The following is a 24,447-nucleotide window of genomic DNA, read 5'->3' as shown; positions in this document are numbered from 1 at the left end:
AAAAGACAAGACGACGGGAGAGGCCCGATGGCCAACAATCTGCGGAAGATCGTGATCGTGGGCGGCGGCTCGGCCGGCTGGATCACGGCGGCCATGCTCAGCCACTATCTCAAGGACAGCCCCTGCGAGATCGAGCTGATCGAGTCCGAGCAGATCGGCATCATCGGCGTCGGCGAAAGCACCATCCCGCCCTTCCTGCAGCTGATCCGCGGCCTCGGCATCGACGAGGTCGAGTTCATGCAGGAGACCCAGGCCGCCTTCAAGCTGGCCATCCGCTTCGAGAACTGGCGCCAGAAGGGCGAGGTCTACTACCACCCGTTCGGCCTGATCGGCGGGCCGGTGGACGTGCACGAGTTCTATCAGGTCTGGCTGCGCGGCAAGGCCGAAGGGCATCCCGCCGCCCTGCAGGACTTCGCCCCGGCCTCGGTGATGGCCGACCGCTGGAAGTTCATGTCGCCGGCCATGGCCCCGCGCACCATGATCGCCAACGCCAACTACGCCGTGCACATCGATGCCGCCCTGCTGGCCAGGTTCCTGCGCAAGTTCGCCGAGGCCCGGGGCGTCAAGCGCACCGAGGGCATCGTCAGCGACGTGGCCACGCGGCCCGACGGCTTCATCGAGAAGGTGATCCTGCAGGACGGCCGCGAGGCCTCGGGCGACCTCTTCATCGACTGCTCGGGCTTCCGCTCGCTGCTGAACGGCAAGACCCTGGGCACCGAGTTCCTCGACTGGTCGGACGTCCTGCTGTGCGACCGCGCCATCGCCGTGCAGACCGCCAACATCCGCGACCCGCACCCCTACACCTTGGCCCAGGCCCAGGACTCCGGCTGGCGCTGGCGCATCCCGCTGCAGCACCGGGCCGGCAACGGCTACGTCTATTGCAGCCAGTTCTGCAGCGACGACGAGGCTCGGGCCACGCTGATGAGCCGGGTCGAGGGCGAGGCCGTGCGCGAGCCGTGGCTGGTGCCGTTCAAGACCGGCATGCGCAAGCAGCTGTTCAACAAGAACTGCGTGGCCATCGGGCTTGCGGGCGGCTTCATCGAGCCGCTGGAGTCGACCGCCCTGCACCTGATCTATCGCGGCGTCGACTACCTGCTGCGGTTCTTCCCCGACCGCGACTGCGACGCCACCCTGGCGGCCGAGTACAATCGGCGCATGCGGGCCGACTACGAGGAGATCCGCGACTTCATCGTGCTGCACTACTTCACGACCAAGCGCGACGACACGCCGTTCTGGCGGGCCTACCAGCAGGTGACGCCGCCCGAGAGCCTTCGCGAGCGGATCGCGCTGTTCAAGGCCGGCGGCGTGCTGCGCGACGGCGTCGACGACATGTTCCGCGCCCCCAGCTGGCAGTCGGTGATGGAAGGCATGGGCATCCGGCCCCAGCGCTACCAGCAGCTGGTCGACACTCTGCCGGCCGGGGTGGTGAAGGGCCTGCTCGACAAGTCCGCCCCGATGCTGAGCGATCTCGTCGACACCCTGCCCAGCCACGGCGACTTCCTGCGCCAGTACTGCCCGGCCCCGGTTCCGGAGGCGCTGAGAAAGGCGGGGTAGATTTTCTTCCCTCTCCCAGAGGGAGAGGGAGGGGCCCAGGCGATAGCCTGGGAGGGTGAGGGGTTAGGGACCTTTCCGGACAGGGCAGGGATCAACGGTGGCGGGACCGCCGACAGCGTACGCCCTCACCCTCCCACCGCTGCGCGGCGGGCCCCTCCCTCTCCCCACGGGAGAGGGTTTCGCGCGTCCTAAACCTCGGCCCACATCCGCAGCAGGTTGTGGTACGTCCCCGTCAGCGACAGCACCGAGGCGTCGCCCTGGCCGACCTGGCCGGCCAGGCGCTGGATCGAGACGTCCATGTCGAGCAGCAGGCTGCGCTTGGCGTCGTCGCGCACCAGGCTCTGGATCCAGAAGAAGCTGGCCGTGCGCGCGCCGCGCGTGATCGTGGTCACGTGGTGCAGGCTGGAGGCCGGATAGAGGATCAGCGAGCCGGCCGGCAGCTTGACCAGATGGCTGCCGTAGGTGTCCTCGACCACCAGTTCGCCGCCGTCGTAGTCGTCGGGATCGGTCAGGAACAGGGTGGCCGACAGGTCGGTGCGGATCTGGGCGCCCGTGGCGGGGTTTCGGCGGATCGAGTTGTCGACGTGGTCGCCGAAGCCCATGCCCTCGCCATAGCGGTTGAATAGCGGCGGCAGGATGGTGTGGGGCAGGGCGGCCGAGACGAACAGCGGGTTGCTCTGCAGGGCCTGGACGATGATCGCCCCGACCTCGCGGGCGGCCGCGCCGTCCTGCGGCAGCTGCTGGTTGTTCTTGGCCATGGCCGCCTGGAAGCCCGAGGTGGCGTTGCCGTCGACCCACGGGGCGGCGTCGATGATCGCGCGGCAGCGGGCCACTTCATCGGGGCTCAGCACGTCGGGGATCTGCAGCATCATGGCGGTCGGCCTTCGTCGTCTCGTGCTCAGGCTTTAGGGCCTGAGGCGGCCCTGGGCAATGCGAACGGCTCGCAGAAGATTGCGTAAGGGTGGTCCTTCTCCCCTTGCGGGAGAAGGTGGCGGCCGAAGGCCGACGGATGAGGGGTCTCTCAGATTTGAGACGCCTCACCAGACCTGTCTGCCGCACGCGGCTTTGAATTCTGAGAGACCCCTCACCCGACCCGGCTCCGCCGGGCCACCCTCTCCCGCAAGGGGAGAGGGATCAGAACAGCCAACGCCGCGGATACTTGTCCCCCAGCGCCCGCGCCTCGCCGGTCTTCAGGCCCAGTTCGCGCATGCGGTAGGCGAGGATCTGGCGCATGGCGTCGACCGGTTCGCGGCCGTCGACGGGGCTGGAGGCGATGGTTCCGGCCTGCTGGGCCAGGTCGGTCGCCGCCCATTCGGCCAAGGCCCGGTCGGCCTTGCCGACGGCGAAATAGTGCGGGACGGGCGTGCGCTCGCCGGCGACCTCGACCATCACGGCGATCACCCAGCCCTGGGGGATCATGTCGGCGTCGGGGCGCTGTCGGAACATGGGCCGGATGTAGCGGTCCGGCGGCCCAGGTTCAATTGCCGTGCGCGGGAGCGGTCTCGTCCTTGCAGATCCCGGTGATCACGCAGAACTGGGTGTCGAGCAGGTTGCGGATCGAGGCCCCGGCCGCCTGGGCCTCGTTGCCGGCCTGGTAGCGGAAGTTTCCCTGGGCCCGCACGAGGGCCTGTCCAACCGGGCCCTCGTAGAAGGCGACGGCGGCTTCCAGGTCGGCCGAGCTCATTTCGCGGGCCAGGGCGACGCCGGCGGCCTCGACCACGATCTGGCGCGCCTTGGGGCGCGTTTCCTGCAGCATCTCGTACAGCGCGCGCCGCTGCTCGGGCGGTACGGGCCTGTCGGTGCGATAGAGCATGGTGGCGCCGTAGGCCATCAGCTCGGCTTCCGCGTCGTCGCCGATGCGCAGGGCCAGCGCCAGCCGGCGACCGAGCAACTGGTCGGCCAGCGCGGGCATCGGACCGGCGGCGACCTTGCGCTCGGCCGGTGGCGAGAAGGTGATGGGGATCGTCACGGTGGACGAGGTCGGCTTGCCGCAGCGGAGTTCGGGCATGAACTCCATCAGGGGGCGAAGACTGACGGCGGCTTCGCCGAAGCCGAATCCGGTCGGCGTTTCGGAGACGACGAAGCATTCGGTCGCCTTGCCCAAGGTGTCGATCGTGCACTGGATCACGGCCTTGCCGCCCTGGCGGGTGGCCACGGCCTGGGGCGGATAGGCCCACATGACGCTGTCGGCCGACAGGGGCGTCTTCCAGTTGGCGCGGACCCGCGGAATGGACGGATCGCCGCCGGCCGGACAGTCCGCGCCGGCGGTCGCCGCCGCCATCATCATCGCCGCGATCAGCAAGCCCATCACCCGTCCCCCGACGTTCCGTGTCGTTGCTAGTGGAGCTTGGCTGCTGGAGCAACCAGGGTGCGAGTTCGCTATCGACTGTTCTTCGATAGGCAAGGAAACCGGGCGCCGCCCGGGCGGTCCGAACCGTCTCGGGGCTTCGATGATCAGGTCATTGCGACGGTGTCGCCCGGCGGGTAGCGTCGCCGCGTTGCGAATGGGGGTTGCATCATGCGTTTGGGTCTCGCGCCGCTGATGGCGGTGGTTGTCGCCTTTGGCGGCTTGTCCTCGATGGCCGTCGCGGCGGACGCCGGCTACAAATCCGTCAGTGCGGCCACGGCGAGGGCGCTGGACAAGGCGCGGACGGCCGCCAAGAAAGGCGACCACGCCACCGCCATCGCCGCCTATGACGAGGCGCTGAAGCTGGAGCCCAATTTCGCGCCGGTGATCACCGAGCGCGCCTTCATCCGCGAGGCCTCGGGCGATCTGGCCGGCGCGGCGGTCGACTACGCCGAGGCGGTGCGCCTTGCGCCGACCCGGCCGAACGCATGGAGCCACGTGGCCTGGATCGAGGCCTTGCGCGGCGGCGATCTCGACCGCGCCCTCGCCGACAGCGAAAAGGCGGTCAGTCTTGGCGCGACGAGCGATGCAGTGGATACGCGCGGGTTCGTGCGCTTTCGGCGCGGCGAGTACGCCCTGGCCCTGGCTGACTACCAGGCGGTGCTCAACGCCTATCCGCGCGTAGCCTCGCCTCTGTTCATGCGCGGCGTCGTCAAGCGTCGGATGGGACTGGACGCCGAGGGCGACGCCGACATCGCCCGCGCCTTGAAGATCGACAAGACGGTCGAGGCGCTGTGGGTTCGCCGGGGCGTGACGCGGTAGACGGGCCCAGGCGCAAAGAAAAAGGGCGGAGCCTCGCGGCCCCGCCCTTCTCTTTGGTTCAGCTGGTGCTGACCGGATTTCTTAGAAATCCATGTCGCCGCTCGGGATCGGCGTGCCGATCCCGATCTCTTTCGAGGATGGGCGACATGGATTTCTCTTAGAAATCCATGTCGCCCATGCCGCCCGGCATGCCGCCGCCGGCCGGAGCGCCGCCGCCCTTCTTGGGGGCTTCGACGATCGCGGCTTCCGTGGTGATCAGCAGGCCGGCCACCGAGGCGGCGTTCTGCAGGGCGGTGCGCACGACCTTGGCCGGGTCGATGACGCCGTCGGTCACCAGGTCGACATACTGCTCGGTCTGGGCGTTGAAGCCGAACGAGGGGCTGTCGTTTTCCAGGATCTTGCCGACCACGATCGAACCTTCGACGCCGGCGTTCTCGGCGATCTGGCGGATCGGCGATTGCAGGGCGCGACGGACGATGGCGATGCCGGCCGTCTGGTCGTCGTTGTCGCCGGTCACGCCGGCCAGGGCCTTGGAGGCCTTCAGCAGGGCGGTGCCGCCGCCGGGGACGATGCCTTCATCGGCGGCCGCGCGGGTCGCGTTGAGGGCGTCGTCGACGCGGTCCTTCTTTTCCTTCACTTCGACTTCGGTCGAGCCGCCGACGCGGATGACCGCGACGCCGCCGGCCAGCTTGGCCAGACGCTCTTGCAGCTTTTCCTTGTCGTAGTCCGAGGTGGTGTCTTCGATCTGGCGCTTGATCTGGGCGATGCGGGCCTCGATCGCGTCCTTCTCACCGACGCCGTCCACGATGGTGGTGTCGTCCTTGGTGATCGAGACCTTCTTGGCGCGGCCGAGCATGTCGAGCGACACGTTCTCGAGCTTGATGCCCAGGTCTTCCGACACCACTTGAGCGCCGGTCAGGATGGCGATGTCTTCCAGCATGGCCTTGCGGCGGTCGCCGAAGCCCGGAGCCTTGACGGCGGCGACGCGCAGGCCGCCACGCAGCTTGTTGACGACCAGCGTGGCCAGGGCCTCGCCTTCGACGTCTTCGGCGATGATCACCAGCGGGCGGCCCGACTGGACGACGGCTTCCAGCACCGGCAGCAGCGGCTGCAGCGACGACAGCTTCTTTTCGAACAGCAGGATGAGCGGCTCTTCGAGCTGAACTTCCATCTTGTCGGCGTTGGTGATGAAGTACGGCGACAGGTAGCCGCGGTCGAACTGCATGCCTTCGACGACGTCGAGTTCGGTTTCGGCGGTCTTGGCTTCTTCGACGGTGATGACGCCTTCGTTGCCGACCTTGTCCATAGCCTTGGCGATCATCTCGCCAACTTCCTTGTCGCCGTTGGCCGAGATGGTGCCGACCTGGGCGATTTCGCCGTTGGTGGTGACCTTCTTGGAGGACTTCTTGATGTCCTCGACGGCGATGGCGACGGCCTTGTCGATGCCGCGCTTCAGGTCCATCGGGTTCATGCCGGCGGCGACCGACTTGAGGCCTTCCTGGACGATGGCTTGAGCCAGCACGGTGGCGGTGGTGGTGCCGTCGCCGGCCTTGTCGTTGGTCTTCGAAGCCACTTCGCGGATCATCTGCGCGCCGAGGTTCTCGAACTTGTCAGACAGTTCGATTTCCTTGGCGACCGAGACGCCGTCCTTGGTGGTGCGCGGGGCGCCGAACGACTTTTCGATGACGACGTTGCGGCCCTTCGGACCGAGCGTCACCTTCACGGCATTGGCGAGAACGTTGACGCCGCGCAGCATCTTGTCGCGCGCGTCGGAGCCGAAATAAACGTCTTTAGCGGCCATGGTGGGCGCCTTTCTAATCTTGAGAATTTCGTGAGGAAGGAAGCCGTCGGGAAGGGAAGCCGATTAGGCTTCGACCACGCCCAGGACGTCGCTTTCCTTCATGATCAGCAGGTCCTTGCCGTCGACCTTCACTTCGGTGCCCGACCACTTGCCGAACAGGATGCGGTCGCCGGCCTTCAGGTCGAGAGCGACCAGGTCGCCCTTGTCGTTGCGGGCGCCGGGGCCGACGGCGACGACTTCGCCTTCTTGCGGCTTTTCCTTGGCGGTGTCGGGGATGATGATCCCGCCCTTGGTGGTGGTTTCTTCTTCGACGCGCTTCACGAGGACGCGGTCGCCCAGGGGACGAAATTTCATGTGTCTTCTCCGTCGGAACGGTTTCTGTAAAAGGCTTCGTTAGGCCGAGGGAGCGTCGCTGTTAGCAGTCGCTCCCATCGAGTGCCAACGCCAGGCACGAGTTAGGCGCCGGCCCTTGGGGAGTCAAGGACGACGCCGGCGAACTTTTTACGATCGCGGTAAACGACGCGGCGAAACGGGGACGAAAAGGGAGGGTCTTCGATGTTCGATCATCTGGGGTTCGATGTGGCCGATTTCGAGCGCTCGGCCGCTTTTTACGACGCGGCCCTGGCGCCGCTGGGGATCAAGCGCCTCTACGCCGTGCCCAAGGAGCACACCGGCGGGATCGACGTGGTCGGCTACGGCGCCCAGCGTCCGCAGTTCTGGATCTCGGGCGGCGGCGGGACGAGCGGCAAGCTGCATGTATGCTTCGCGGCCAAGAGCCGGGCCGAGGTCGACGCCTTCTACGCGGCGGCGATCGAGGCCGGCGGGACCGACAACGGCGCGCCCGGACTTCGCCCTCATTACCACGAACATTATTACGGCGGCTTCGTTCTGGACCCGGACGGGTTCAATGTCGAAGCCGTCTGCCACGCGCCCGCCTGAGTCCTTTCGGAGACCGCCCCTTATGTCGAGCTACGCCCTGTCGCTGATCCTGGCCGTGGTCGCTTGCGTGATCGGGGGCGTGCTGGGCGGGCTGGTGCTGGCGCGGCCGGATTCGATGCTGGGCCTGGCGGGCCTGAAGAGCGAGGAAGAGAGCGCCGCCGTCACCGAGGGCCGGGCCTTCGGCGGACTGCTGATCGCCTCGCACGGCGCGGCGGCGTTGTTCCTGGGCTGGCAGTCCAGCGCCGGCGCGGCCATGGCCCTGGTGCTGGCGGTGGCCTGGTTCGGCGCGGCCTTCGGGCGTTTCGTCTCCATGCTGATGCAGAAGGCCGGCGGCCGCTTCAACTACGGCAGCATCGTCCTGGACCTGCTGATGGGGATCACCCTGGCCCTGCCGTTCTTCAACCAGGGCGCCCTGCCGCTGCATCGCGTCGGCGCCAGCATGCTGGTCTAGGGGTGGGCGAAAGGCGGACTCGCTTCATCGCACCATCAATGGTCGCCTCCCTCGCCCTTGTGGCGAGGGTCCATGCCGGCGACCGCTCAGACCCTGGACATGTTCGAAAGGTCTGAGCGGCTGAACGATGGGTCCTGGGCACAAGGCCCAGGAAGGCGATCAGAGAAAGCCGCAAGCCGGTCAAATCGCTGACCGTGTCTCCGCTACCGCGCGCCCTCGTGCGCCAGCAGCCAGGCCTTGCGTTCGACGCCGCCGCCGTAGCCGGTCAGCGAGCCGTCCGCGCCGACCAGGCGATGGCAGGGCACGACGATGCTGAGCGGGTTGGCGCCGTTGGCCGCGCCGACCGCGCGCACGGCCGCCGGGCGTCCGATGCGGGCGGCGAGGCCGGCATAGGTCAGGGTCGTTCCCGCCGTCACCTCGCCCAGGGCCCGCCAGACGCTTTCCTGGAAGGCCGTGCCGCCGGTCGCCCACGGGATGGCCGACAGGGCGGCGAGGTCATCTTCGAAATAGGCCGCCAGCGCCTGGCGGATCGCGGTGGGCGCCGGGCCGCTCGCCAGCGGCGTCTGGCCGTAGTGCAGCCGCAGCAGGCGGTGCAGGCGATCCTCGTGATCGTGGAAGTCGGCCGCGCGCAGCCGGCCCTCCTGGTCGGTGACCAGCAGCATCTCGCCGATCGGGCTGGGCGCGCGGTCGAAGATGAGGCGAGGGCTCGGCGTCGGCATGGCGACATTATGGCGGGGCCAGCCTTCGGTGTCCGCCCGCTTCTTGCGATCGCGCGTTTCTCTTGCGGCGGTTGAATGGCCGTCTGCATTGCGTCGTATTTGTAGAATGTCGGTTCGGCGACATAAGGGCTAATGATTTGTCGTGTCTCTGACTTACTGAAAACTTCGCCGTTCAGGTGCGACATTATGCGCACGAAAACTGATCGAATACATGTCGGTTAAAGGGTGATTCACCACGCCGATTACGATGTCGTCAACCGCGCCGGCCGCCCAATGCCCTCGAAGTCGGGAGGCCTTTGGGCATGGCGTGGAACAAGCATTGGATGGTGGCTGGCGCGGCGGTTGTCGCCCTGGCCGTGGGTGGGCTGGCGACAGCGCGCCAGGAGCGTGAAGCGCCGGGCGTCAGCCTGGCCCAGGACGTGGTGGCCGCGGCCAGCGCCTTCGAGACCTATACCCGCGGCGCCGGCGCGATCTCGCCCGCGGCCTTCACCGACGGCGAAGGCGTCGCCGGGGCCCTGAAGGCCGGCGCGGCCTACAAGGCCGAGCAGTTCGAGGCCGGCATGATCGCCTACGGCGCCATCGCCGCCCTGCAGGAGCCGACCTTCCTGGAAGGCGTGCGCCGCGCGGCCCGCGAGACCTCGCGCGAAGCCCTGGTCGAGCGCCTGCTGGCCTCGCCCGAGAGCGTCGTCGAGATCGAGGGCGTCGGCCTGGCCGCCGCCCGGGCCCAGACCGCCCTGCAAGGCCGGGGCGCGCCCCTGGCCGTCGCCGGCCGCTCGGTCAAGCAGTCGGCCTACGACATCCAGCGCCAGACCTGGTCCAAGGGCGCGGTCGCCGACAACGCCGGCCGCCTGGCGCGGGTCAAGCAGCTGTCGGCCACGGTGTTCACCCCTGGCCGGGACGACGCAGGCCGGCTGATCCAGGCCGCGACCGGCGCGGGCGGCGGCGGCTTCGCCGAGGGCGGGCGGGTGTTCACCCCGGTGACGGTGCGCTCGGCGGCCCTGGCGGCCCTGGCCGTGCTCGACGCCGCCGGCGACGCCGACGTGGCCCGTCTGGCCCCGGTGCTCAGCGAGAAGAAGGCCAACTTCTGCATGAAGATCGCCAAGCTGAACCTCTACCAGTGCCTGGCCGTCGCCGGTCCGCACTACGAGGACGTCTTCTGCCTGGGCCAGCACGCGCTGATCGACACGGCCCAGTGCGTCAACGACGCGGCGGGCGCCGGAGCGGTCGCGCCGGCCGCCGCGCCTTCGCCGCCGCCGCGTCCGCAGGGCTTCGTGATCCCGGTCGCCAGCGTCTCGCCGGCGGTGCTGGCCGAAGGCTCGCGCTGAGCCCGGCGTGAAGAAGGCTTGATCGCCGAACGCCGTCATCGTTAACCTTTCCCCCGGCGCAGGCCCCAGGGGACGGGGGCGGGGGGCGGGGATGAAGGCGAGAAAGTACGAACTGTTCGCGAGGGCCAGGCGCCCGCGCCCCAGCCGGGCGCGGGAGATCCTGGCCTATCCGGCCGAGGCCCAGTTCGTGTTCGACGCGGGGACGCCGCCGGCGCGTCCGGCCCGGGCCGACGAGGGCGACCTGCTGGACGCCTATTCCAACGCCGTGGTCCGGGCCGTCGAGACGGTCGGCCCCAGCGTGGTGCGCATCCACCCGATGCTCGACGACCCCAACCTGCAGGGCGTGGGCTCGGGCTTCGCCGTGGCCGAGGGCGGGGTGCTGCTGACCAACAGCCACGTGGTGCAGGGCGCGCGCCGCTTCGTGGTCATCACCGCCGACGGCCGCAGCCTGACGGCGCGCTGCATCGGCGATGATCCCGACACCGACCTGGCCCTGCTGAAGATCGACCAGCCCGTCGATCTGCCGCCGGTGCGGCTGGGCGATTCCAAGGCCCTGCGGCGCGGCCAGCTGGTCATCGCCATCGGCGCGCCGCTCGGCTTCGAGGCGACGGTGACCACCGGGGTGGTCTCGGCGCTCGGCCGCAGCCTGCGCGGCGAGCGCGGGCGGCTGATCGAGGACCTGATCCAGACCGACGCCGCCCTCAATCCCGGCAACAGCGGCGGGCCGCTGGTGGCCTCCAACGGCGAGGTGATCGGCGTGGCGACCGCCGTCATCGTCGGCTACCCGGGCCTGTGCTTCGCCGTGGCCGCCAACACCGCCCGCTTCGTGATCGGCGAGCTGCTGGCCCACGGCCAGGTGCGGCGGGCCTCGATCGGCGTCGTCGCCCAACAGGCCCCGGTGCCGCCGCTGCTGGCCCGCTCCACCGGCGTCACCCAGGGCTATGCGGTGTTCGTCGCCCAGGCCGACCCGGGCGGCCCCGCCGCCAAGGCCGGGGTGCGGGCCGGCGACCTGCTGATCAAGGCCGGCGAACGCCCTTTGACCGGCCTAGACGACATGCTGCGGGTGCTCGACCACGCCTGCATCGACGTGCCGACGCCCTTCGTGCTGATCCGCGAGGGCCGGCTGATGACCACGACGATCACGCCGAGGCTGCGGCGCAGGGGCGGCTAAGGGGGCGGCTAGTTCGCGCTCTCCGGCGTCGTCACCTTGAAGCCGCGCGCCCGCAGGGTGTCGAGCACGCCGCCCTGGGCCACCAAGCTGCGCAGCGAGAAGATCGCCACCGCCTTGCCGGGCGTGTCCATGGCCTGGCTGATCGCCTCGACCTGGGCAGCCGAGCTCTTGCGCAGCCGGTCGGCGACGCCCGGCAGAACCATGGCGCAGCGCTCGCCCTGGCGCGGGACCGCGAGCGCGCCGCGCACGTCGCCCTCGGCCCAGGCGCGGGCGGCGCGGCGTATGGGCTCGGGGCCGGCCTCGACCTCGTCCAGCACGCCTTCCAGACAGGCCAGGCCCGCGGCGTCGGAATGCTGGGCGACCACGGCTTCGAGCAGCGGCGTGGCCTCGTAGATCGCCGCCGGCCGCATCGGAACCCTGTGCTTGCGGGCCAGGCGATTGATCGTGCGGTCCGGCTGACTGGTCGTCAGCCTGGCGTCGTTGCGGGCGGCGGCCGACAGCATCAGCCCCGCCCCCAGCGGCTTCCAGTCACGCCAGTCGCCGCTGGCGTGGGTCCTGTTCCAGGCCCGGTCGAGACGGGCCGCCAGATCCGGGGCCACCTGCGTCAGGGACGAGCCGTCCTTCAACCGGCGGCGCGTCCCGAGGAAGATGGGCAGGTCCGCCAGCTGGGTGCGGTTCACCGCCGGGGTCAGCAGGACGAAGGCGCCGTCCAGCCGCCGGTCGAGCACCGAGGTGTCCCAGTCCAGGCGTTGGGGCACGCTGCCGGGGATGCCCAGCACGTAGATCGTCGTGTCGCCGTCGCTGACCTTCCACCAGGCCGGGCCGGGCAGCTTGGCCTGGACCACCAGGGACTCGACGACATTGGCCTCGGGGTCGTCGATGACCTGGGCGCATGCGCCGGAGGCCGCCGCCAGAGCCGTCAGGGCGGCCAGGATCAGGGTCAGTTTCCGCAAGATGTTTCCCCCTTCTGGCGCGCTTGGCCTCGTGTCACTCGCCCCGTGTCACTTGTCGGGCGTCACTCGTCCGGCGTGGAGACCTTCAGGCCCTTGGCCCGCAGCTGGTCGAGCACCCCATCCTGGGCCAGAAGCGAACGCAGTTCGATGACGGCGACGGCCTTGCCCGGCTTTTTCAGGGCCGCCTCGATCGCTTTCACGGCGTCGTCGCGGCCGTCGCGCAGTTCGCGGGCGATCGACGGGGTCGAGTCCAGGCAGCGCTGGAAGCCGCGATCGGCCGCGACCACGTCGCGCACCTGGCCCTCGGCCCAGCGCCGGGTGGTGACCTTGATCCCGCCTTCGCCGCTCTCGGCCTGGCGCAGACCCGCGTCCAGGCACAGCAGCTGGAGGGGCTGCGGCGCGGTCGCCAGGGCCTTGATGGCGTCGGCGAGGCTGTAGTTCGAAAGGTTCTGGATGCGGGGACGCTTGGCGATGTCCTTGCTTCTGGCGATGTCGCGGATGCGATCGGTGACGCCGCCGACGCTGATCGAGACGCTGCCCTCCTGGTTGTTGGCGACCAGGAAGCCGGCGAAGGCGGGCTTTGTGTCGTCCATCGAGTCCGGCTTCTGCTTCATCGCCTTCAGTCGCGCCTCCAGGCGTTGGCGCAGGTCCGGCGGCAGGGTCTGGCGCATCGGCTGTTCGGAGACGAACTGCTTGCGGCCGCCCATGGCCAGGGAGATCAGGCGTACGACGCTGATATCGGCCTCCTGGCCCATGATCAGCACGTTGGCGCCGTCCAGCCGCCGGCGCAGCACCGACTCTTCGGCCTTGGTGTCGGTGGGGACCATGGCAGGAACGCCCAGCACGTAGACGGTGGTGTCGGCGTCGCTGACCTTCCACCAGGCCGGCCCGGGCAGGCGGGCGTTGACGATCAGTTCCTCGACCAGGTTCTCGTTGGGATCGACCCTTTGCAGCGCGATCGGCCCGGAGGCGTCGACCGCCTGCTGCGCCAGGGCGGGACCGGCGGCGAGCGCCAGGAGGAAAGCCGCGAGGGCGGGGGCTGCGGCGACGCGATGGATCACTATCTCTCGTCCTCGGCTTGTTCGGAATCGTTCTAGAATGGCGGTTCGTCGCAAGCTGAACCGTTCTCAACCGAGGCGGTCAAATTAAGTCGCCGCAATGCAGGCCCGTCCTGCGCCGAAAGTCCGTTCCATGCCGATCCGCCGCCTGCCGCCCGAGACCGTCAACCGCATCGCCGCCGGCGAGGTGGTCGAGCGGCCCGCGAGCGCCATCAAGGAGCTGGTCGACAACGCCATCGACGCCGGCGCCACCCGCATCGAGGTGGAGGCCCATGGCGGCGGCCTGACCCGGATCCTGGTCGCCGACGACGGTTGCGGCATGAGCGCCGAGGAACTGCCCGTCGCCATCGAGCGCCACGCCACCTCCAAGCTGGCTCCCGACGACGAGGGCCTGTGGGACCTGCTGCGCATCCACACCATGGGCTTCCGGGGCGAGGCCCTGCCGTCGATCGGCTCGGTGGCGCGGCTGCAGATCAGCTCGCGCGCCAAGGGCCAGCGCGAGGCCTGGTCGATCCTGGTCGAGGGCGGCCGGGTGGACGACGTGGCTCCGGCCGCCTTCGCCGGCGACAACGGCACCCGGATCGAGGTGCGCGACCTGTTCTACGCCACGCCGGCGCGACTGAAGTTCATGAAGTCCGAGCGGGCCGAGGCCCAGGCGATCACCGAGGAACTCAAGCGCCAGGCCATGGCCCACGAGTCGGTGGGCTTCAGCCTCGACATCGACGGTCGCCGCATCCTGCGCCTGCCGCCCGAGCATCCGGGGCCGCAAGGGCGCCTGGCGCGCCTGGCCGCCGTGCTGGGCCGCGACTTCCAGGACAATGCGCTGGAGATCGACCAGACCCGCGACGGCGTGCGGCTGTCGGGGTTCGCGGGGCTGCCGACCTACAACCGCGGCAACGCCGCCCACCAGTACCTGTTCGTCAACGGCCGGCCGGTGCGCGACCGGCTGCTGCAAGGCGCGCTGCGGGCAGCCTATGCCGACTTTCTCGCGAGGGATCGCCACCCCAGCGCGGCGCTGTACGTCACGCTCGACACCTCGGAGGTGGATGTCAACGTGCACCCCGCGAAAGCGGAGGTGCGCTTCCGCGATCCGGCCCTGGTGCGAGGCCTGATCGTCGGGGCCCTGCGCCACGCCCTGGCCGGCGCCGGCCACCGCGCCTCGACCACCACGGCCGCCCAGGCGCTGGACAGCATCCGCGCGCAGAACGTGTACCCCGGATACCAGCCGGGGCCGTCACCGGCCGGCTTCTCGGCCTGGCGCGAGGGCGGCTGGACGCCGCCGACCCAAAGGCCGATGGACCTGCCGGGGCTGTCGGACGTCTCGGCCCGCCACGAGGCGCGGCCGGAGGAGGCCTATCAGACGCTCGGTGGTGGATTTGCCGGGGGCGGCGTCGCCGAGGCCGTGCGCGAGGCGGCCTATGGCGGCTACGACGCGCCGCCGTCGGTGGCCTATCCCGGGCAGGACTACGTTCCGAGCCAGCCGTTCGACCCGATCGACTTCCCGCTGGGCGCGGCCCGGGCCCAGGTGCACGAGACCTATATCGTCGCCCAGACCCGCGACGGCGTCGTCATCGTCGACCAGCACGCGGCCCACGAGCGCCTGGTCTACGAGCGGATGAAGCACGAGATGGAGGCCGGCGGCGTCGCCCGCCAGACCCTGCTGCTGCCCGAGGTGGTCGAGCTGGATCCGGCCGAGGCCGAGCGGGTCGTGGCGCGGGCCGAGGAGCTGTCTTCGCTCGGCCTGGTCCTGGAAAGCTTCGGTCCCGGCGCGGTGCTGGTGCGCGAGACGCCGGCCCTGCTGGGCAAGGCCGACGCGGCCGGCCTGGTGCGCGACATCGCCGATGATCTGGCCGAGAACGGCCAGGCCCTGGCCCTGAAGGAGCGCCTGGAGGAGGTCTGCTCGACCATGGCCTGCCACGGCAGCGTCCGCGCCGGCCGCCGCCTCAACGCCGCCGAGATGAACGCCCTGCTGCGCGAGATGGAAGCCACGCCCCACTCCGGCCAGTGCAACCACGGCCGCCCGACCTATGTGGAGCTGAAGCTCTCGGACATCGAGAAGCTGTTCGGGCGACGCTGATTTCCTTCTCCCCTTGCGGGAGAAGGTGGCGCAAAGCGCCGGATGAGGGGTCTCTCAGACATGAGACGCTCCACCCGGCCTGACCGCTTTGCGCGGTTTCGAGTTCTGAGAGACCCCTCACCCGACCTCCTTCGGAGGCCACCCTCTCCCGCAGGGGGAGAGGGATCTAAGCCATGTGCGGATCCAGCGACTGCACGTCGTGCCAGTCGTGCAGGGGCAGCATCGGCCGGGCGAAGGGCGAGACGGTGGCGGGGGCGTGCAGCAGGTCGGTGACCTCGGGGCCGGTGACGAACGGCACCTCGTGGTCGACGCAGGCCAGCAGTTCGCGGCGGCGCGAGACGCCGGTGACGCCCTGCCAGATGCGCTTGCGGCGATAGGTCGGCCCCTCGCGCATGAAGCGGTCGATGGCCGCCAGCCGTTCGCCCTCCGCCGCGTCGGGCAGGTCGAGGGTGACGCTGCTGGCGAAGTCGGGCGGCAGGTCCTCGACCCGGAAGGCCGGATCGCGCACCCGCAGGTCCAGCCGCGAGAAATAGGGCGCCAGGAACGACTTGATCTGCGACAGCGCCGAGAACGACGGCGCGCGCGGGGTGTCGTAGATGCCGGCCGCCAGGCGGCCGCGCGCCGAGGCCGGCAGGGCCGAGAGGCCAACGGTCAGAAGGTTGCGGCCGCTCGGCTTGACCAGGCTGGAGAAGCAGATCGGCACGAAGATCACGCCGGCCTCGTCGGCCTTCAGCAGGCCGGGCAGCGCGGCCAGGGCCGCCGCGTCGGCGTCCTCGGCCTCGGCGTGGACGTCCTGGTCGAAGGCGCGGCGCTCGACGAGGGCGTGCACGACGACGCTGCCGACGAACAGTTCGCGTTGCAGGTGATAGACGCCGCGGAAGCCCAGCGGGCCGGTCGGTTCGGGGCGCGAGACGATCTTGGGCAGGGCTTCCATCGGCGGCTCGCCGGCCACCGGTCCGCCGGGCGGGGCCAGGGAGACCACGCCGTCGGGCGTGACCTTGCAGACCCGGCCCAGGCCCTCGGGATAGGCTCCATCGACCATCAGGGCCCGCACGGCCGCCAGCGACATGCCGCCGAAGCGCATGACCTCGGTCTGGTCGCCCTCGACCAGCAGCAGGCTGACCTCGCCGTCGCCCTCGACGCCGAACAGCTTGCGCTGCATGTCGCGGGCCATGGCCTGCAGTTCGCGGGCGTCGAGCCGCGTGGCGCGGGGATCGGCCAGGACGAAGGTGAACGGCGCCACCAGGCCATAGCGGCGCGGATGCAGCCAGGTGGTTTCCAGATAGGCCCCGGCCACCTTGGCCACGAGGGCGGCCATGGCGTCGTTGTCCGCGAACCGGAGTTCGTCGCCGACGAAGATCTTCAAGCACGCTACGGCGGTCATGGGAGCAACCTTCGCGCGCGGTGGTTACCGACAGGCGCCTATGCGGTTGCGGCCAGACGTCGCACGAACCTCGATCTTGCCGACGCGTTGTGGCGGGGGAGGAGATCGTCATGCAGATCCATCGCGGCCGGCTGATCGACCACGTCCACCTGCGCGCCAGGGACCTGGAGGCGACCAAACGCTTCTACCAGGCGGTGCTGGAGGCGCTGGGCGTTCCTTTCGACGACGCCGAGGATCACCTGTCGGCCGACGAGTTGTGGATCGACGCCGGCGAGCCGGCCACCCACGTGCATCTCGCCTTCCAGGCCGGCGACCAGGAGGCCGTGCGGCGCTTTCACGCGGCGGGCCTCGCGGCCGGCGGGCGCGACAACGGCGGCCCGGGCGAGCGGCCCTACCATCCCGGCTACTACGCCGCCTTCCTGTGGGATCCGGACGGCAACAACATCGAGGCGGTGTTCCACGGCCCGGCCCGCCGTTCGGCGGACAGCGTGGTGTTCACGTTCTGAAGGGTGCCGCCCCCAAATCCGTCCTTCCCCGCGAAGGCGGGGATCCAAGCTGACTCTCGGGGTGAGGCGCGGCCGTGGACTGACTTCGAACTCGGCTTGGATCCCCGCCTTCGCGGGGATGCTCGGAGAAAAATTAGCCCAGGTCGTGAATGTCGATTGGCCCTAAGCGGCCGCCTCGGCGGTCCAGCCGTAGAGCGGCAGCTGGCCGCGCGGATAGGGCGCGACGGTGGTCGGGGCTTCCAGCAGCTCGGTGACCATGCCGCCGCTGACGAACGAGGCGCCCTGGTCCAGGGCGGCGGCCAGTTCGCGGGGGCCGCGCAGGTCGCTGACGCCTTGCCAGACCTGACGGCGGCGATAGAGCGGGCCGTCCTTGAGGAAGCGGGCGATGGCGGCCAGGCGGTTGGCCTCGGTGTCGCCCTCGGGGGTGAAGGTGATGCTGGCGGCCAGGGTCGGGGGCAGGTCCTCGACCTGGAAGGCCGGGTCGCTGACCCGCAGGTCCAGCCGGCTGAAATAGGGATCAAGGAACGCCTTGAGCTGGCGCAGGGCGGCCAGGGACGGGGCGCGGGGCACGCCGTAGACCCCCGCCGCCAGTCGTCCGCGCAGGTCGCCGGGCAGGGCGCGCAGGCGGCTCTCCAGCTCGGCCCGCAGGCCCGGCTTGAGCACCGAGGAAAAGCCGATCGGCACGTAGGCGACGCCGGTGTTGGGGCCGAGGGCGGCGATCGCGCCCTTGAGGATCGCCATGTCGTGCAGGGCGCGCTGGCCGTCGACATAGGTTTCGTAGGCGACGCCGGCATGGCCCGCCTCGCGCCAGACGGCGACGTTGCCGACGAAGAGCTGGCGGCCGGTGTGATAGACGCCGCGCCAGGCGACCCGGGCCGGCAGCGGGCGCGGGCACAGGCGGGCCAGGGCCTCCATGGTCGGCACGCCGGTGATCGGGCCGCCCATCGGCATGACCGAGCGCACCTCGCGCGGGGTGATGCGGCAGACGCGGCCGGCCAGGGAGGCGTCCTCCTCGCCGGACAGCAGCAGGGTGAGCTGGCGGGCGGGAAGGCCGGCGAAGCGCATGACTTCGTGCTGGTCGCCCTCGAACATCAGCATGACGATCTCGCCGGCGTCGTCGTCGCCGAACAGGCGGTGCTGGAGAGCGCGGGCCAGGGCCTGGAGTTCGCGGGCGTCCAGCCGCGTGGCGCGCGGGTCGGCCAGCACGAACGAGAACGGGGCCACCAGCCCATGGCGGCGCGGCGCCGTCCAGGCGGTCTTCAGGTGCTCGGCGGCGACCTTGGCCACGAGGGCGGCGTTACGCTCGGTCTCGGCGGGATCGTCCCCGACGAAGACCTTCAGGCAGGCGATGGCGGTCATGACGCGCAGGTTGCGCGAACGAGGTTATCACGCGTTATAGGTCAGCTGCGACCCAGCGTCGCGAACGCCGGTTTCTGAAGTCTTCAGGCGGCCCGGAGCGGCAGTTCCTGGGTCGCGCCCAGGGCCGGCGGCTTGTCGAGCAGGGCGCTGACGGCGGGGCCGGCGGCGAAGCGCAGACCGGCGGCCCGGCAGGCGTCCAGCTCCTTGGCGCTGCGCACGCCCAGCACCGCCTGGCGCACGCCCTTGCCGCGATAGATCGACTGGCGCGAGGCGAAGAGGGCGATGGCCTTGATCCGCTCGGCGTCAGACTCGTCGCCCAGTTCCAGCGAGATGCTGGAGGCGATGTCGCCCGGCAGGGTGTTCACCGGGAAGTTCGGATCGGAGATGCAGAGGTCGATGAAGGCGAACGAGCCCTGCAGGAAGCCGCGGATCTGCTGCAGCAGGCCCATCGAGGGCTCGCGCGGGGTGTCGTAGACGCTGGCCCCCAGGCGCGGCTGCAGGTCGAGCGGGAAGCGCGACAGCCGGCGCTTGTAGGCCTCCTGCGAGGCCGGGGTAGTCAGGTTCCAGAAGCTGAGCGGCAGGAACAGCGCGCCGTCGCCATTCTTGACCGTCGGGAAGCCGAACTGGGCGTCGTTGAGGCCGGTGAGGTCGCGGGCCAGCAGGTCGGAATCTTCGGTCGGACGCGGCGCGGCGAGATCGGCCTTGTGGCCCAGCAGGGCGCCAACCACGGTCTCGCCGGGCAGGTGGTAGATGGCGCTCCAGCCGGTGGTCAGCGGCGCGGCGGCCTTGGGCGGTGCGACGGCGGCGATGGGGCGGATCGGGGCGGCCGGCTTGGCGGCGGCTTTCGTGGGGGCGGGCGCCGGCTCGGGCGCGGCGGCCGGAGCGCTGGGCACCGCGCGGATTTCCTCGGCGGTGATCACCTGCACGTGGCCCGGGGCGCCGGAATAGCCGCGGCCGGCCATCAGGCCCGCCAGTTCGCCTTGCGACAGGCTGGCGAACTGCAGCACGGCGTTCTCGTCGCCCTCGAAAGTCATCAGGCAGACCTGACCGCTCTTGCGGCCGGGGAACAGCGAAGTCTCCAGCTCGATGGCCAGGGCCTGCATCTCGGTGGGATCAAGCTGCTCGGCCTTGGTGTCGGCCAGCACGAAGGCCAGGGGCGCGACGACGCCGTAGCGGCGCGGGGCCTTCCAGCGATGCTTGAGATAAAGGTCGGCCGCGACCTCTACCTGAGCAGGAGGAACGCTGGCGCCCGCCGTCTCCGCGGCGGTGAGCAGGATACGCAGGCAGGCAATGGCCGTCATGATCGGCAATCTGACGGCCAATGCTTGGCGAAATCCTTACAAAGCAAGGATAACGTCGGTTTTTCTTATTTCACCCAGGTATAGCTGCGGCAGGTTGTCGCGATCGCCGGAAGCTCTACCTGACGACGACCCGCCGCGACAGGCTCAGACGAAGTCCTCGCTGAGGCGGAACTCCAGGCGCTGCTTGACGCCCGGCCAGTCGAAATCGGTGATCGAGAACACGGCCGTGTCGCGCACGTGGCCGGTCCAGGTGATCTTGTGGCTGCGCAGCACGCCTTCCTTGCTGGCGCCCAGCTTCTCGACCGCGGCCTGGCTGCGGGCGTTGCGGACGTCGATGTTGAACTCCACGCGGATGACGCCGGAGTCGAAGGCGTGGCCCAGCAGCAGGCGCTTGGACTCCGGGTTCACCGGGCCCGAGCGGGCGCTGGGGTGCAGGAAGGTCGAGCCGATCTCCAGGCCCTTGTGCAGGCGGCGGATGTTCAGATAGCTCGACGTGCCGACGATCTTGCCGTCCGACTTGCGGCGGATGGCGAAGCCGACGCGCTCGCCGCGGTCGCTCTCGCCCAGCAGCGCGCCCCACCAGTCCTCGAAGCCTTCGCCGCAGCCGTTGACCGACATGATCTCCCAGCTCTCGGGATCGCAGTCGATGGCGCCGCGCAGCTCGTCGCGCAGTTCGGGGGTGATGGGCTCCAGCCGGACGTAGCGGCCTTCGAGGGGCTTGATGGTCAGGTTCATGGCGGTGTTTTCCGTCAGGAGCGAGCGGCTGACAAGCCGCCAGGCGAGGATCCGGGGCCGAAGCGGCGGGATCGTTCAAAATGGCCCCGCATCGCCCGCTTGCCGCGCCCGTAAACTCGGTGTTACAACATCTTCAAACAAGTGTTTGAACCAGGGATCGGGAACGCCATGGACTTCGACATCTCTCCCCGTCAGCGGGAATTCCTCGACCGGGTGAACGCCTTCATCGAGGACCACGTGCGGCCGGCGATCCCGACCTACGAGGCCGAGATGGACGTTCCCGCCGACCAGCGCTGGAAGGTCGTCCAGGTGCTGGAAGAGCTGAAGGGCAAGGCCAAGGCCGCCGGCCTGTGGAACTTCTTCATGCCGCCGCACAGCGGCCAGGTGCATGTCGACGACACCTTCGAGTTCGAGGGCGTGCAGCTGACCAACCTCGAATACAGCCTGATCGCCGAACAGCTGGGCAAGATCGGCTTCGCCTCCGAGGTCTTCAACTGCTCGGCGCCCGACACCGGCAACATGGAAGTGCTGATGCGCTACGGCACGCTGGCGCAGAAGGAGCGCTGGCTGCGGCCGCTGATGAACGGCCAGATCCGTTCGGCCTTCCTGATGACCGAACCGGAGGTGGCCAGCTCCGACGCCACCAACATCGAGACCCGCATCGAGCGCGACGGCGACGACTACGTGATCAACGGCCGCAAGTGGTGGTCCTCGGGCGTGGGCGATCCGCGCTGCAAGGTCGCCATCGTCATGGGCAAGACCGATCCGACCGCCTCCACCCACCAGCAGCAGAGCCAGATCCTGGTGCCGCTGGACGCGCCGGGCATCGAGGTGGTGCGCATGCTGCCGGTGTTCGGCTTCGATGACGCGCCGCACGGCCACGCCGAGGTGATCCTGAAAGACGTCCGCGTGCCGGTCGAGGACGGGCTGATCCTGGGCGAAGGGCGCGGTTTCGAGATCGCCCAGGGCCGCCTTGGCCCCGGCCGCATCCACCACTGCATGCGCACCATCGGCGCGGCTGAGGTGGCGCTGGAGAAGATGGTCAAGCGCCTGATGACCCGGAAGGCCTTCGGCAAGTACATCTCCGAGCAGTCGGTGTGGGAGCAGCGCATCGCCGAGGCCCGCATCGACATCGAGATGTGCCGCCTGCTGTGCCTGAAGGCCGCCGACATGATGGACAAGGCCGGCAACAAGGCCGCCCGGCTCGAGATCGCCATGATCAAGGTCGCCGCGCCCCGCATCGCGCTCAAGGTCATCGATGACGCCATCCAGGCCCACGGCGGGGGCGGCGTCACCACCGACTTCGGCCTGGCCAAGCTCTATGCCGGCATCCGCACCCTGCGCCTGGCCGACGGCCCGGACGAGGTGCACTGCCGCACGATCGCGCGGATGGAATATTCGAAGTACGGCGACCTGGCCTTCAAGCAGAAGGCCGAGCGCGAAGCGGCCCTGCACGTGCCGGGGATCCGCTAGGGCTTAGGAGCGGCCGCTTTAGCCATCTTGATCCTGACGACGAGGAGTCGGGCGTCGCCGATGGTTTCGAGCGGCGCCCGCTTCGCGCAGGCGCTGGCCCAGATCGCCTCGGTCGGGCCGCCCGCCAAGACCGGGGCGGCGGGCTCGGTGATCTTCTGTAGAGCCGGCCCCGGTTCTTCGTCGCTAGCTTCGAACGGCCAGCGCCGCACGGTCTGGATCGCAATCGTCTTGTCGCGGCAGTCGGCCTCGAAATCGCGGAAGGCGTAGGCGGGGCGGTCGTCGTGATTTTCCGGGACTGTCGAGGTCATGGTCCAGATGGATCGTCCTCTCACCTTGTCGTTCTTCTTGTCGGCGAAGGTGGCGGCGGGCGATGTCAGCACCATGCGCTGCGGCCCCGACCATATGAGATCGTAGGACGCTCCGGCGCCCTGAGCCTTTACGGGGGTGTCGACGCTTCTTGGGGCGGCGTTCATCAGGAGCGGAGCTTTGGGGCGGTGCGTGAAGGCGTCCGCCGCGTCGGCGTAGCCCAGTCGCTGCGCGCCCTCTTCCATCGTCGCGGCGATGTCCATCCCGCCCTGGGGCGCTTCTCCGCGACAGGCCTGACGAGCGATCGTCGCTACGGCGTCGTCGTCGAAAAGGAAGCGCCAAGCGTCCCAGGCGGGAGCTTTGGCGTTGGGGTTGCGATTCCCGGTGGCGGGGAGCCTTTCGATCCAGGCGTTTGACTGCGCGCGCCAGCCGCAATCGAGCCGAACGGCGATGAGGTTGGCGCGCCCATTGTTGGCCTTGGTCTCGCCCGGTGTGAGGACCAGGGTCTCGAACTCCACCATGTCGCCGTTGCGGGCGATTGTGGCGGGGTTCCAGTAGGTCAGATTCTTTGACGTCGACGATGCGGCCGGCTCGGTCGGAAGCCAACCGGCCGCAGCCGGGGTGGCGGCCGCGAGCGCCGCGAGCAGGCCGACGATGGAAAATGTCTTCGGCATGCGGCGGCTCTCCATAGTTGAGCTTGGAGATCTAGAGTGCTTGCTGCGGGAGTGGCAAGCGCCGTGCCGTCAGAACGTCGGCGCGACGATCGCTCGGGCCTGGGTCTCGTCGCAGCGGATCTGGTCGATCATCAGCTCGATGCTGTCGAACTTCAGTTCGGGGCGCAGGAAGGCGATCAGCTGGGTTTCGATGACCTGGCCGTAGAGGTCCTCGTCGAAGTCGAACAGCCAGGTCTCCAGCCGGGTCTCGACCTCGCCGGTGGTCGGGTTGTTGCCGAGGTTGGCCACGCCTGGGATCACCCGGCCGTCGGGCAGGCGGGTGCGGGTGGCGTAGACGCCGAGCTTGGGCACCACGTAGTCGACGATCTCGACATTGGCGGTGGGAAAGCCCAGCTGGCGGCCCAATTGCTGGCCGCGGCGCACCACGCCCTCGATGGCGAAGGGACGGCCCAGGATCCGGGCGGCTTCCTCGGGCTTGCCGGCGCGCAGGGCCTCGCGCACGCCGGTGGACGAGAACTTCTCGCCGTCGCGGTTGGCCACGGGTTCGGCGACCGAGACCGAGAAGCCCAGCTCCTCGCCATAGGCCTTCATGGCCTCGGGGCTGCCGGTGCGGCCCTTGCCGAACGAGATGTCGAAGCCGACGGCCACGTGGCGGATGCCCAGGCCGTCGTGCAGCACGCGCTCGGCGAAGGCCCGGTCGTCCAGGGTGGCCATCTCGAAGTCGAACGGCAGCAGGTAGAGGAAGTCGACGCCAAGGTCGCTGAGCAGGCGGGCCTGCTGCTCGACCGTCATCAGCCGGAAGGCCGGCTCGGTGGGGCGGAACAGGCGCCGGGGGTGCGGGTCGAAGGTGACCACGCCCAGCGGGACCTTCAGCTCGCGCGCGGCGCGGGCGGCCTCGGCGATCACCTGCTGGTGGCCGCGATGGACGCCGTCGAAATTGCCCAGGGCCACGGCCGCGCCCTTCTCCTCGGGCGACACGTCCTTCCAGCCGTGGACGATCTTCAGGCGCACGCGCGGATCCATGCTCAGGCGCCCTTCTTCGGAACCAGGACCACGGCCTCGCCGTCGACCACGGCCTTCTTGCCGACGATGCAGGTGGTGGAGAGGGTGACGCGGCCCTTGGCCTCGTCGATGGCGGTGACCGCCACCTTGACCACGACGGTGTCGCCGATACGCACCGGCCGCTTGAAGTTCAGCGATTGCGACAGATAGACCGCGCCCGGACCGGGCAGGCTGGTCCCCAGCGCCGCCGAGATGTAGCCGGCCGACAGCATGCCGTGGGCGATGCGCTCGCCGAAGCTGGTGCTCGCCGCGTAGTCGGCGTCGAGGTGGACGGGGTTGGTGTCGCCGGTCACGTCGGCGAAGGCCTGGATGTCGGCCTCGCCCACGGTGCGGCTGAGTTCGGCGCTCTGGCCGACGCTCAAGTCCTCGAGAAAGAGACCCATGCGATCCCCGATCCTGCGTTCTTATTGCTCTTAGACGGGCTTTGTAG

At 69.5% G+C, this 24,447-nt stretch carries 24 protein-coding genes; 9 read left to right on the top strand and 15 right to left on the bottom strand.

The genetic code is table 11. The features are described 5' to 3' along the window. The first annotated feature begins 27 nt into the window (after window positions 1-27). Window positions 28-1,554 carry a tryptophan halogenase family protein gene (locus AC1RRS_RS01770; RefSeq protein WP_492853684.1) on the top strand — a complete coding sequence of 509 codons (1,527 nt, stop codon included), beginning with the start codon at window positions 28-30 and terminating at the stop codon, window positions 1,552-1,554. A 188-nt stretch (window positions 1,555-1,742) separates the two neighbouring features. On the opposite strand, the gene AC1RRS_RS01765 is transcribed toward AC1RRS_RS01770, so the two are convergent. The 3 genes from AC1RRS_RS01765 to AC1RRS_RS01755 all read right to left on the bottom strand — a co-directional run bounded on the left by AC1RRS_RS01765 (window position 1,743) and on the right by AC1RRS_RS01755 (window position 3,862). Then, window positions 1,743-2,426 carry a Fe2+-dependent dioxygenase gene (locus AC1RRS_RS01765; protein WP_492853683.1) on the bottom strand — a complete coding sequence of 228 codons (684 nt, stop codon included), beginning with the start codon at window positions 2,424-2,426 and terminating at the stop codon, window positions 1,743-1,745. Between the two features lie 262 nt (window positions 2,427-2,688). Next, window positions 2,689-3,000, bottom strand: coding sequence for a hypothetical protein (locus AC1RRS_RS01760; protein WP_110119078.1), 312 nt, complete (start codon window positions 2,998-3,000; stop codon window positions 2,689-2,691). Between the two features lie 31 nt (window positions 3,001-3,031). Next, window positions 3,032-3,862 (bottom strand): TonB family protein, encoded by an 831-nt coding sequence (locus AC1RRS_RS01755; RefSeq protein ID WP_492853682.1) that lies wholly within the window; start codon window positions 3,860-3,862, stop codon window positions 3,032-3,034. Between the two features lie 210 nt (window positions 3,863-4,072). On the opposite strand from AC1RRS_RS01755, the gene AC1RRS_RS01750 reads away from it, so the two are divergent. Next, window positions 4,073-4,723, top strand: a complete 651-nt coding sequence (locus tag AC1RRS_RS01750; protein WP_492853681.1) for a tetratricopeptide repeat protein — start codon at window positions 4,073-4,075, stop codon at window positions 4,721-4,723. 157 nt (window positions 4,724-4,880) lie between these two features. Here the strand turns inward: AC1RRS_RS01750 and groL are convergent, their stop codons facing one another. Further along, on the bottom strand, window positions 4,881-6,524 hold the full coding sequence (gene groL, locus AC1RRS_RS01745; RefSeq protein WP_487288134.1) for a chaperonin GroEL: 1,644 nt from the start codon (window positions 6,522-6,524) through the stop codon (window positions 4,881-4,883). 63 nt (window positions 6,525-6,587) lie between these two features. Further along, window positions 6,588-6,878, bottom strand: coding sequence for a co-chaperone GroES (gene groES / locus AC1RRS_RS01740; protein WP_110119081.1), 291 nt, complete (start codon window positions 6,876-6,878; stop codon window positions 6,588-6,590). Window positions 6,879-7,079: 201 nt separating this feature from the next. Here groES and AC1RRS_RS01735 point away from each other — a divergent pair, with 201 nt between their 5' ends. After that, the gene (locus AC1RRS_RS01735; protein WP_492853680.1) at window positions 7,080-7,463 is read left to right on the top strand and encodes a VOC family protein; all 384 of its coding nucleotides are present in this window, start codon (window positions 7,080-7,082) and stop codon (window positions 7,461-7,463) included. A 22-nt stretch (window positions 7,464-7,485) separates the two neighbouring features. Beyond that, the gene (locus tag AC1RRS_RS01730; protein WP_492853679.1) at window positions 7,486-7,914 is read left to right on the top strand and encodes a DUF4345 family protein; all 429 of its coding nucleotides are present in this window, start codon (window positions 7,486-7,488) and stop codon (window positions 7,912-7,914) included. A gap of 203 nt (window positions 7,915-8,117) precedes the next feature. Here AC1RRS_RS01730 and AC1RRS_RS01725 read toward each other — a convergent pair whose 3' ends face one another. Then, a complete protein-coding gene (locus AC1RRS_RS01725; protein WP_492853678.1) occupies window positions 8,118-8,633 on the bottom strand; it encodes a methylated-DNA--[protein]-cysteine S-methyltransferase in 516 nt (171 codons plus the stop codon). 302 nt (window positions 8,634-8,935) lie between these two features. On the opposite strand from AC1RRS_RS01725, the gene AC1RRS_RS01720 reads away from it, so the two are divergent. Together AC1RRS_RS01720 and AC1RRS_RS01715 are read left to right on the top strand one after the other, a co-directional pair. Continuing rightward, entirely contained in the window at window positions 8,936-9,958 is a 1,023-nt protein-coding gene (locus tag AC1RRS_RS01720) for a hypothetical protein (protein WP_492853677.1), read from the top strand. Between the two features lie 91 nt (window positions 9,959-10,049). Then, a complete protein-coding gene (locus AC1RRS_RS01715) occupies window positions 10,050-11,129 on the top strand; it encodes a S1C family serine protease (RefSeq protein ID WP_487288139.1) in 1,080 nt (359 codons plus the stop codon). Between the two features lie 8 nt (window positions 11,130-11,137). On the opposite strand, the gene AC1RRS_RS01710 is transcribed toward AC1RRS_RS01715, so the two are convergent. Continuing rightward, window positions 11,138-12,082: a TraB/GumN family protein gene (locus tag AC1RRS_RS01710; protein WP_492853676.1), complete on the bottom strand. Its 945-nt coding sequence runs from the start codon at window positions 12,080-12,082 to the stop codon at window positions 11,138-11,140. A gap of 62 nt (window positions 12,083-12,144) precedes the next feature. Beyond that, a complete protein-coding gene (locus AC1RRS_RS01705; protein ID WP_492853675.1) occupies window positions 12,145-13,143 on the bottom strand; it encodes a TraB/GumN family protein in 999 nt (332 codons plus the stop codon). Window positions 13,144-13,273: 130 nt separating this feature from the next. Between AC1RRS_RS01705 and mutL the strand changes: the two genes are divergently transcribed. Further along, on the top strand, window positions 13,274-15,217 hold the full coding sequence (mutL, locus tag AC1RRS_RS01700; RefSeq protein WP_492853674.1) for a DNA mismatch repair endonuclease MutL: 1,944 nt from the start codon (window positions 13,274-13,276) through the stop codon (window positions 15,215-15,217). A 166-nt stretch (window positions 15,218-15,383) separates the two neighbouring features. Here mutL and AC1RRS_RS01695 read toward each other — a convergent pair whose 3' ends face one another. Beyond that, a complete protein-coding gene (locus AC1RRS_RS01695) occupies window positions 15,384-16,601 on the bottom strand; it encodes a hypothetical protein (RefSeq protein ID WP_492853673.1) in 1,218 nt (405 codons plus the stop codon). 110 nt (window positions 16,602-16,711) lie between these two features. Between AC1RRS_RS01695 and AC1RRS_RS01690 the strand changes: the two genes are divergently transcribed. After that, window positions 16,712-17,107, top strand: coding sequence for a VOC family protein (locus AC1RRS_RS01690; protein WP_492853672.1), 396 nt, complete (start codon window positions 16,712-16,714; stop codon window positions 17,105-17,107). Window positions 17,108-17,269: 162 nt separating this feature from the next. Here AC1RRS_RS01690 and AC1RRS_RS01685 read toward each other — a convergent pair whose 3' ends face one another. The 3 genes from AC1RRS_RS01685 to AC1RRS_RS01675 all read right to left on the bottom strand — a co-directional run bounded on the left by AC1RRS_RS01685 (window position 17,270) and on the right by AC1RRS_RS01675 (window position 20,502). After that, on the bottom strand, window positions 17,270-18,466 hold the full coding sequence (locus AC1RRS_RS01685) for a hypothetical protein (protein WP_492853671.1): 1,197 nt from the start codon (window positions 18,464-18,466) through the stop codon (window positions 17,270-17,272). A gap of 83 nt (window positions 18,467-18,549) precedes the next feature. Next, a complete protein-coding gene (locus AC1RRS_RS01680; protein WP_492853670.1) occupies window positions 18,550-19,767 on the bottom strand; it encodes a hypothetical protein in 1,218 nt (405 codons plus the stop codon). A 144-nt stretch (window positions 19,768-19,911) separates the two neighbouring features. After that, window positions 19,912-20,502, bottom strand: a complete 591-nt coding sequence (locus AC1RRS_RS01675) for a GNAT family N-acetyltransferase (protein WP_487288147.1) — start codon at window positions 20,500-20,502, stop codon at window positions 19,912-19,914. 168 nt (window positions 20,503-20,670) lie between these two features. Between AC1RRS_RS01675 and AC1RRS_RS01670 the strand changes: the two genes are divergently transcribed. Next, on the top strand, window positions 20,671-21,975 hold the full coding sequence (locus AC1RRS_RS01670) for an acyl-CoA dehydrogenase family protein (protein ID WP_110119093.1): 1,305 nt from the start codon (window positions 20,671-20,673) through the stop codon (window positions 21,973-21,975). Here the strand turns inward: AC1RRS_RS01670 and AC1RRS_RS01665 are convergent. The 3 genes from AC1RRS_RS01665 to AC1RRS_RS01655 all read right to left on the bottom strand — a co-directional run bounded on the left by AC1RRS_RS01665 (window position 21,972) and on the right by AC1RRS_RS01655 (window position 24,400). Next, window positions 21,972-22,955 carry a hypothetical protein gene (locus tag AC1RRS_RS01665; RefSeq protein WP_492853669.1) on the bottom strand — a complete coding sequence of 328 codons (984 nt, stop codon included), beginning with the start codon at window positions 22,953-22,955 and terminating at the stop codon, window positions 21,972-21,974. The genes AC1RRS_RS01670 and AC1RRS_RS01665 overlap by 4 nt on opposite strands. 69 nt (window positions 22,956-23,024) lie before the next feature. After that, window positions 23,025-23,966, bottom strand: coding sequence for a bifunctional riboflavin kinase/FAD synthetase (locus AC1RRS_RS01660; protein WP_487288149.1), 942 nt, complete (start codon window positions 23,964-23,966; stop codon window positions 23,025-23,027). A 14-nt stretch (window positions 23,967-23,980) separates the two neighbouring features. Beyond that, window positions 23,981-24,400 (bottom strand): MaoC family dehydratase, encoded by a 420-nt coding sequence (locus AC1RRS_RS01655; RefSeq protein WP_487288150.1) that lies wholly within the window; start codon window positions 24,398-24,400, stop codon window positions 23,981-23,983. Between the last annotated feature and the right edge of the window lie 47 nt (window positions 24,401-24,447).

The sequence above is a fragment of the Caulobacter sp. GW821-FHT12A07 genome, assembly GCF_058807655.1.
The sequence above is the reverse complement of the archived record's forward strand: the minus strand, read 5'-3'. Positions and strand labels throughout refer to the sequence as shown.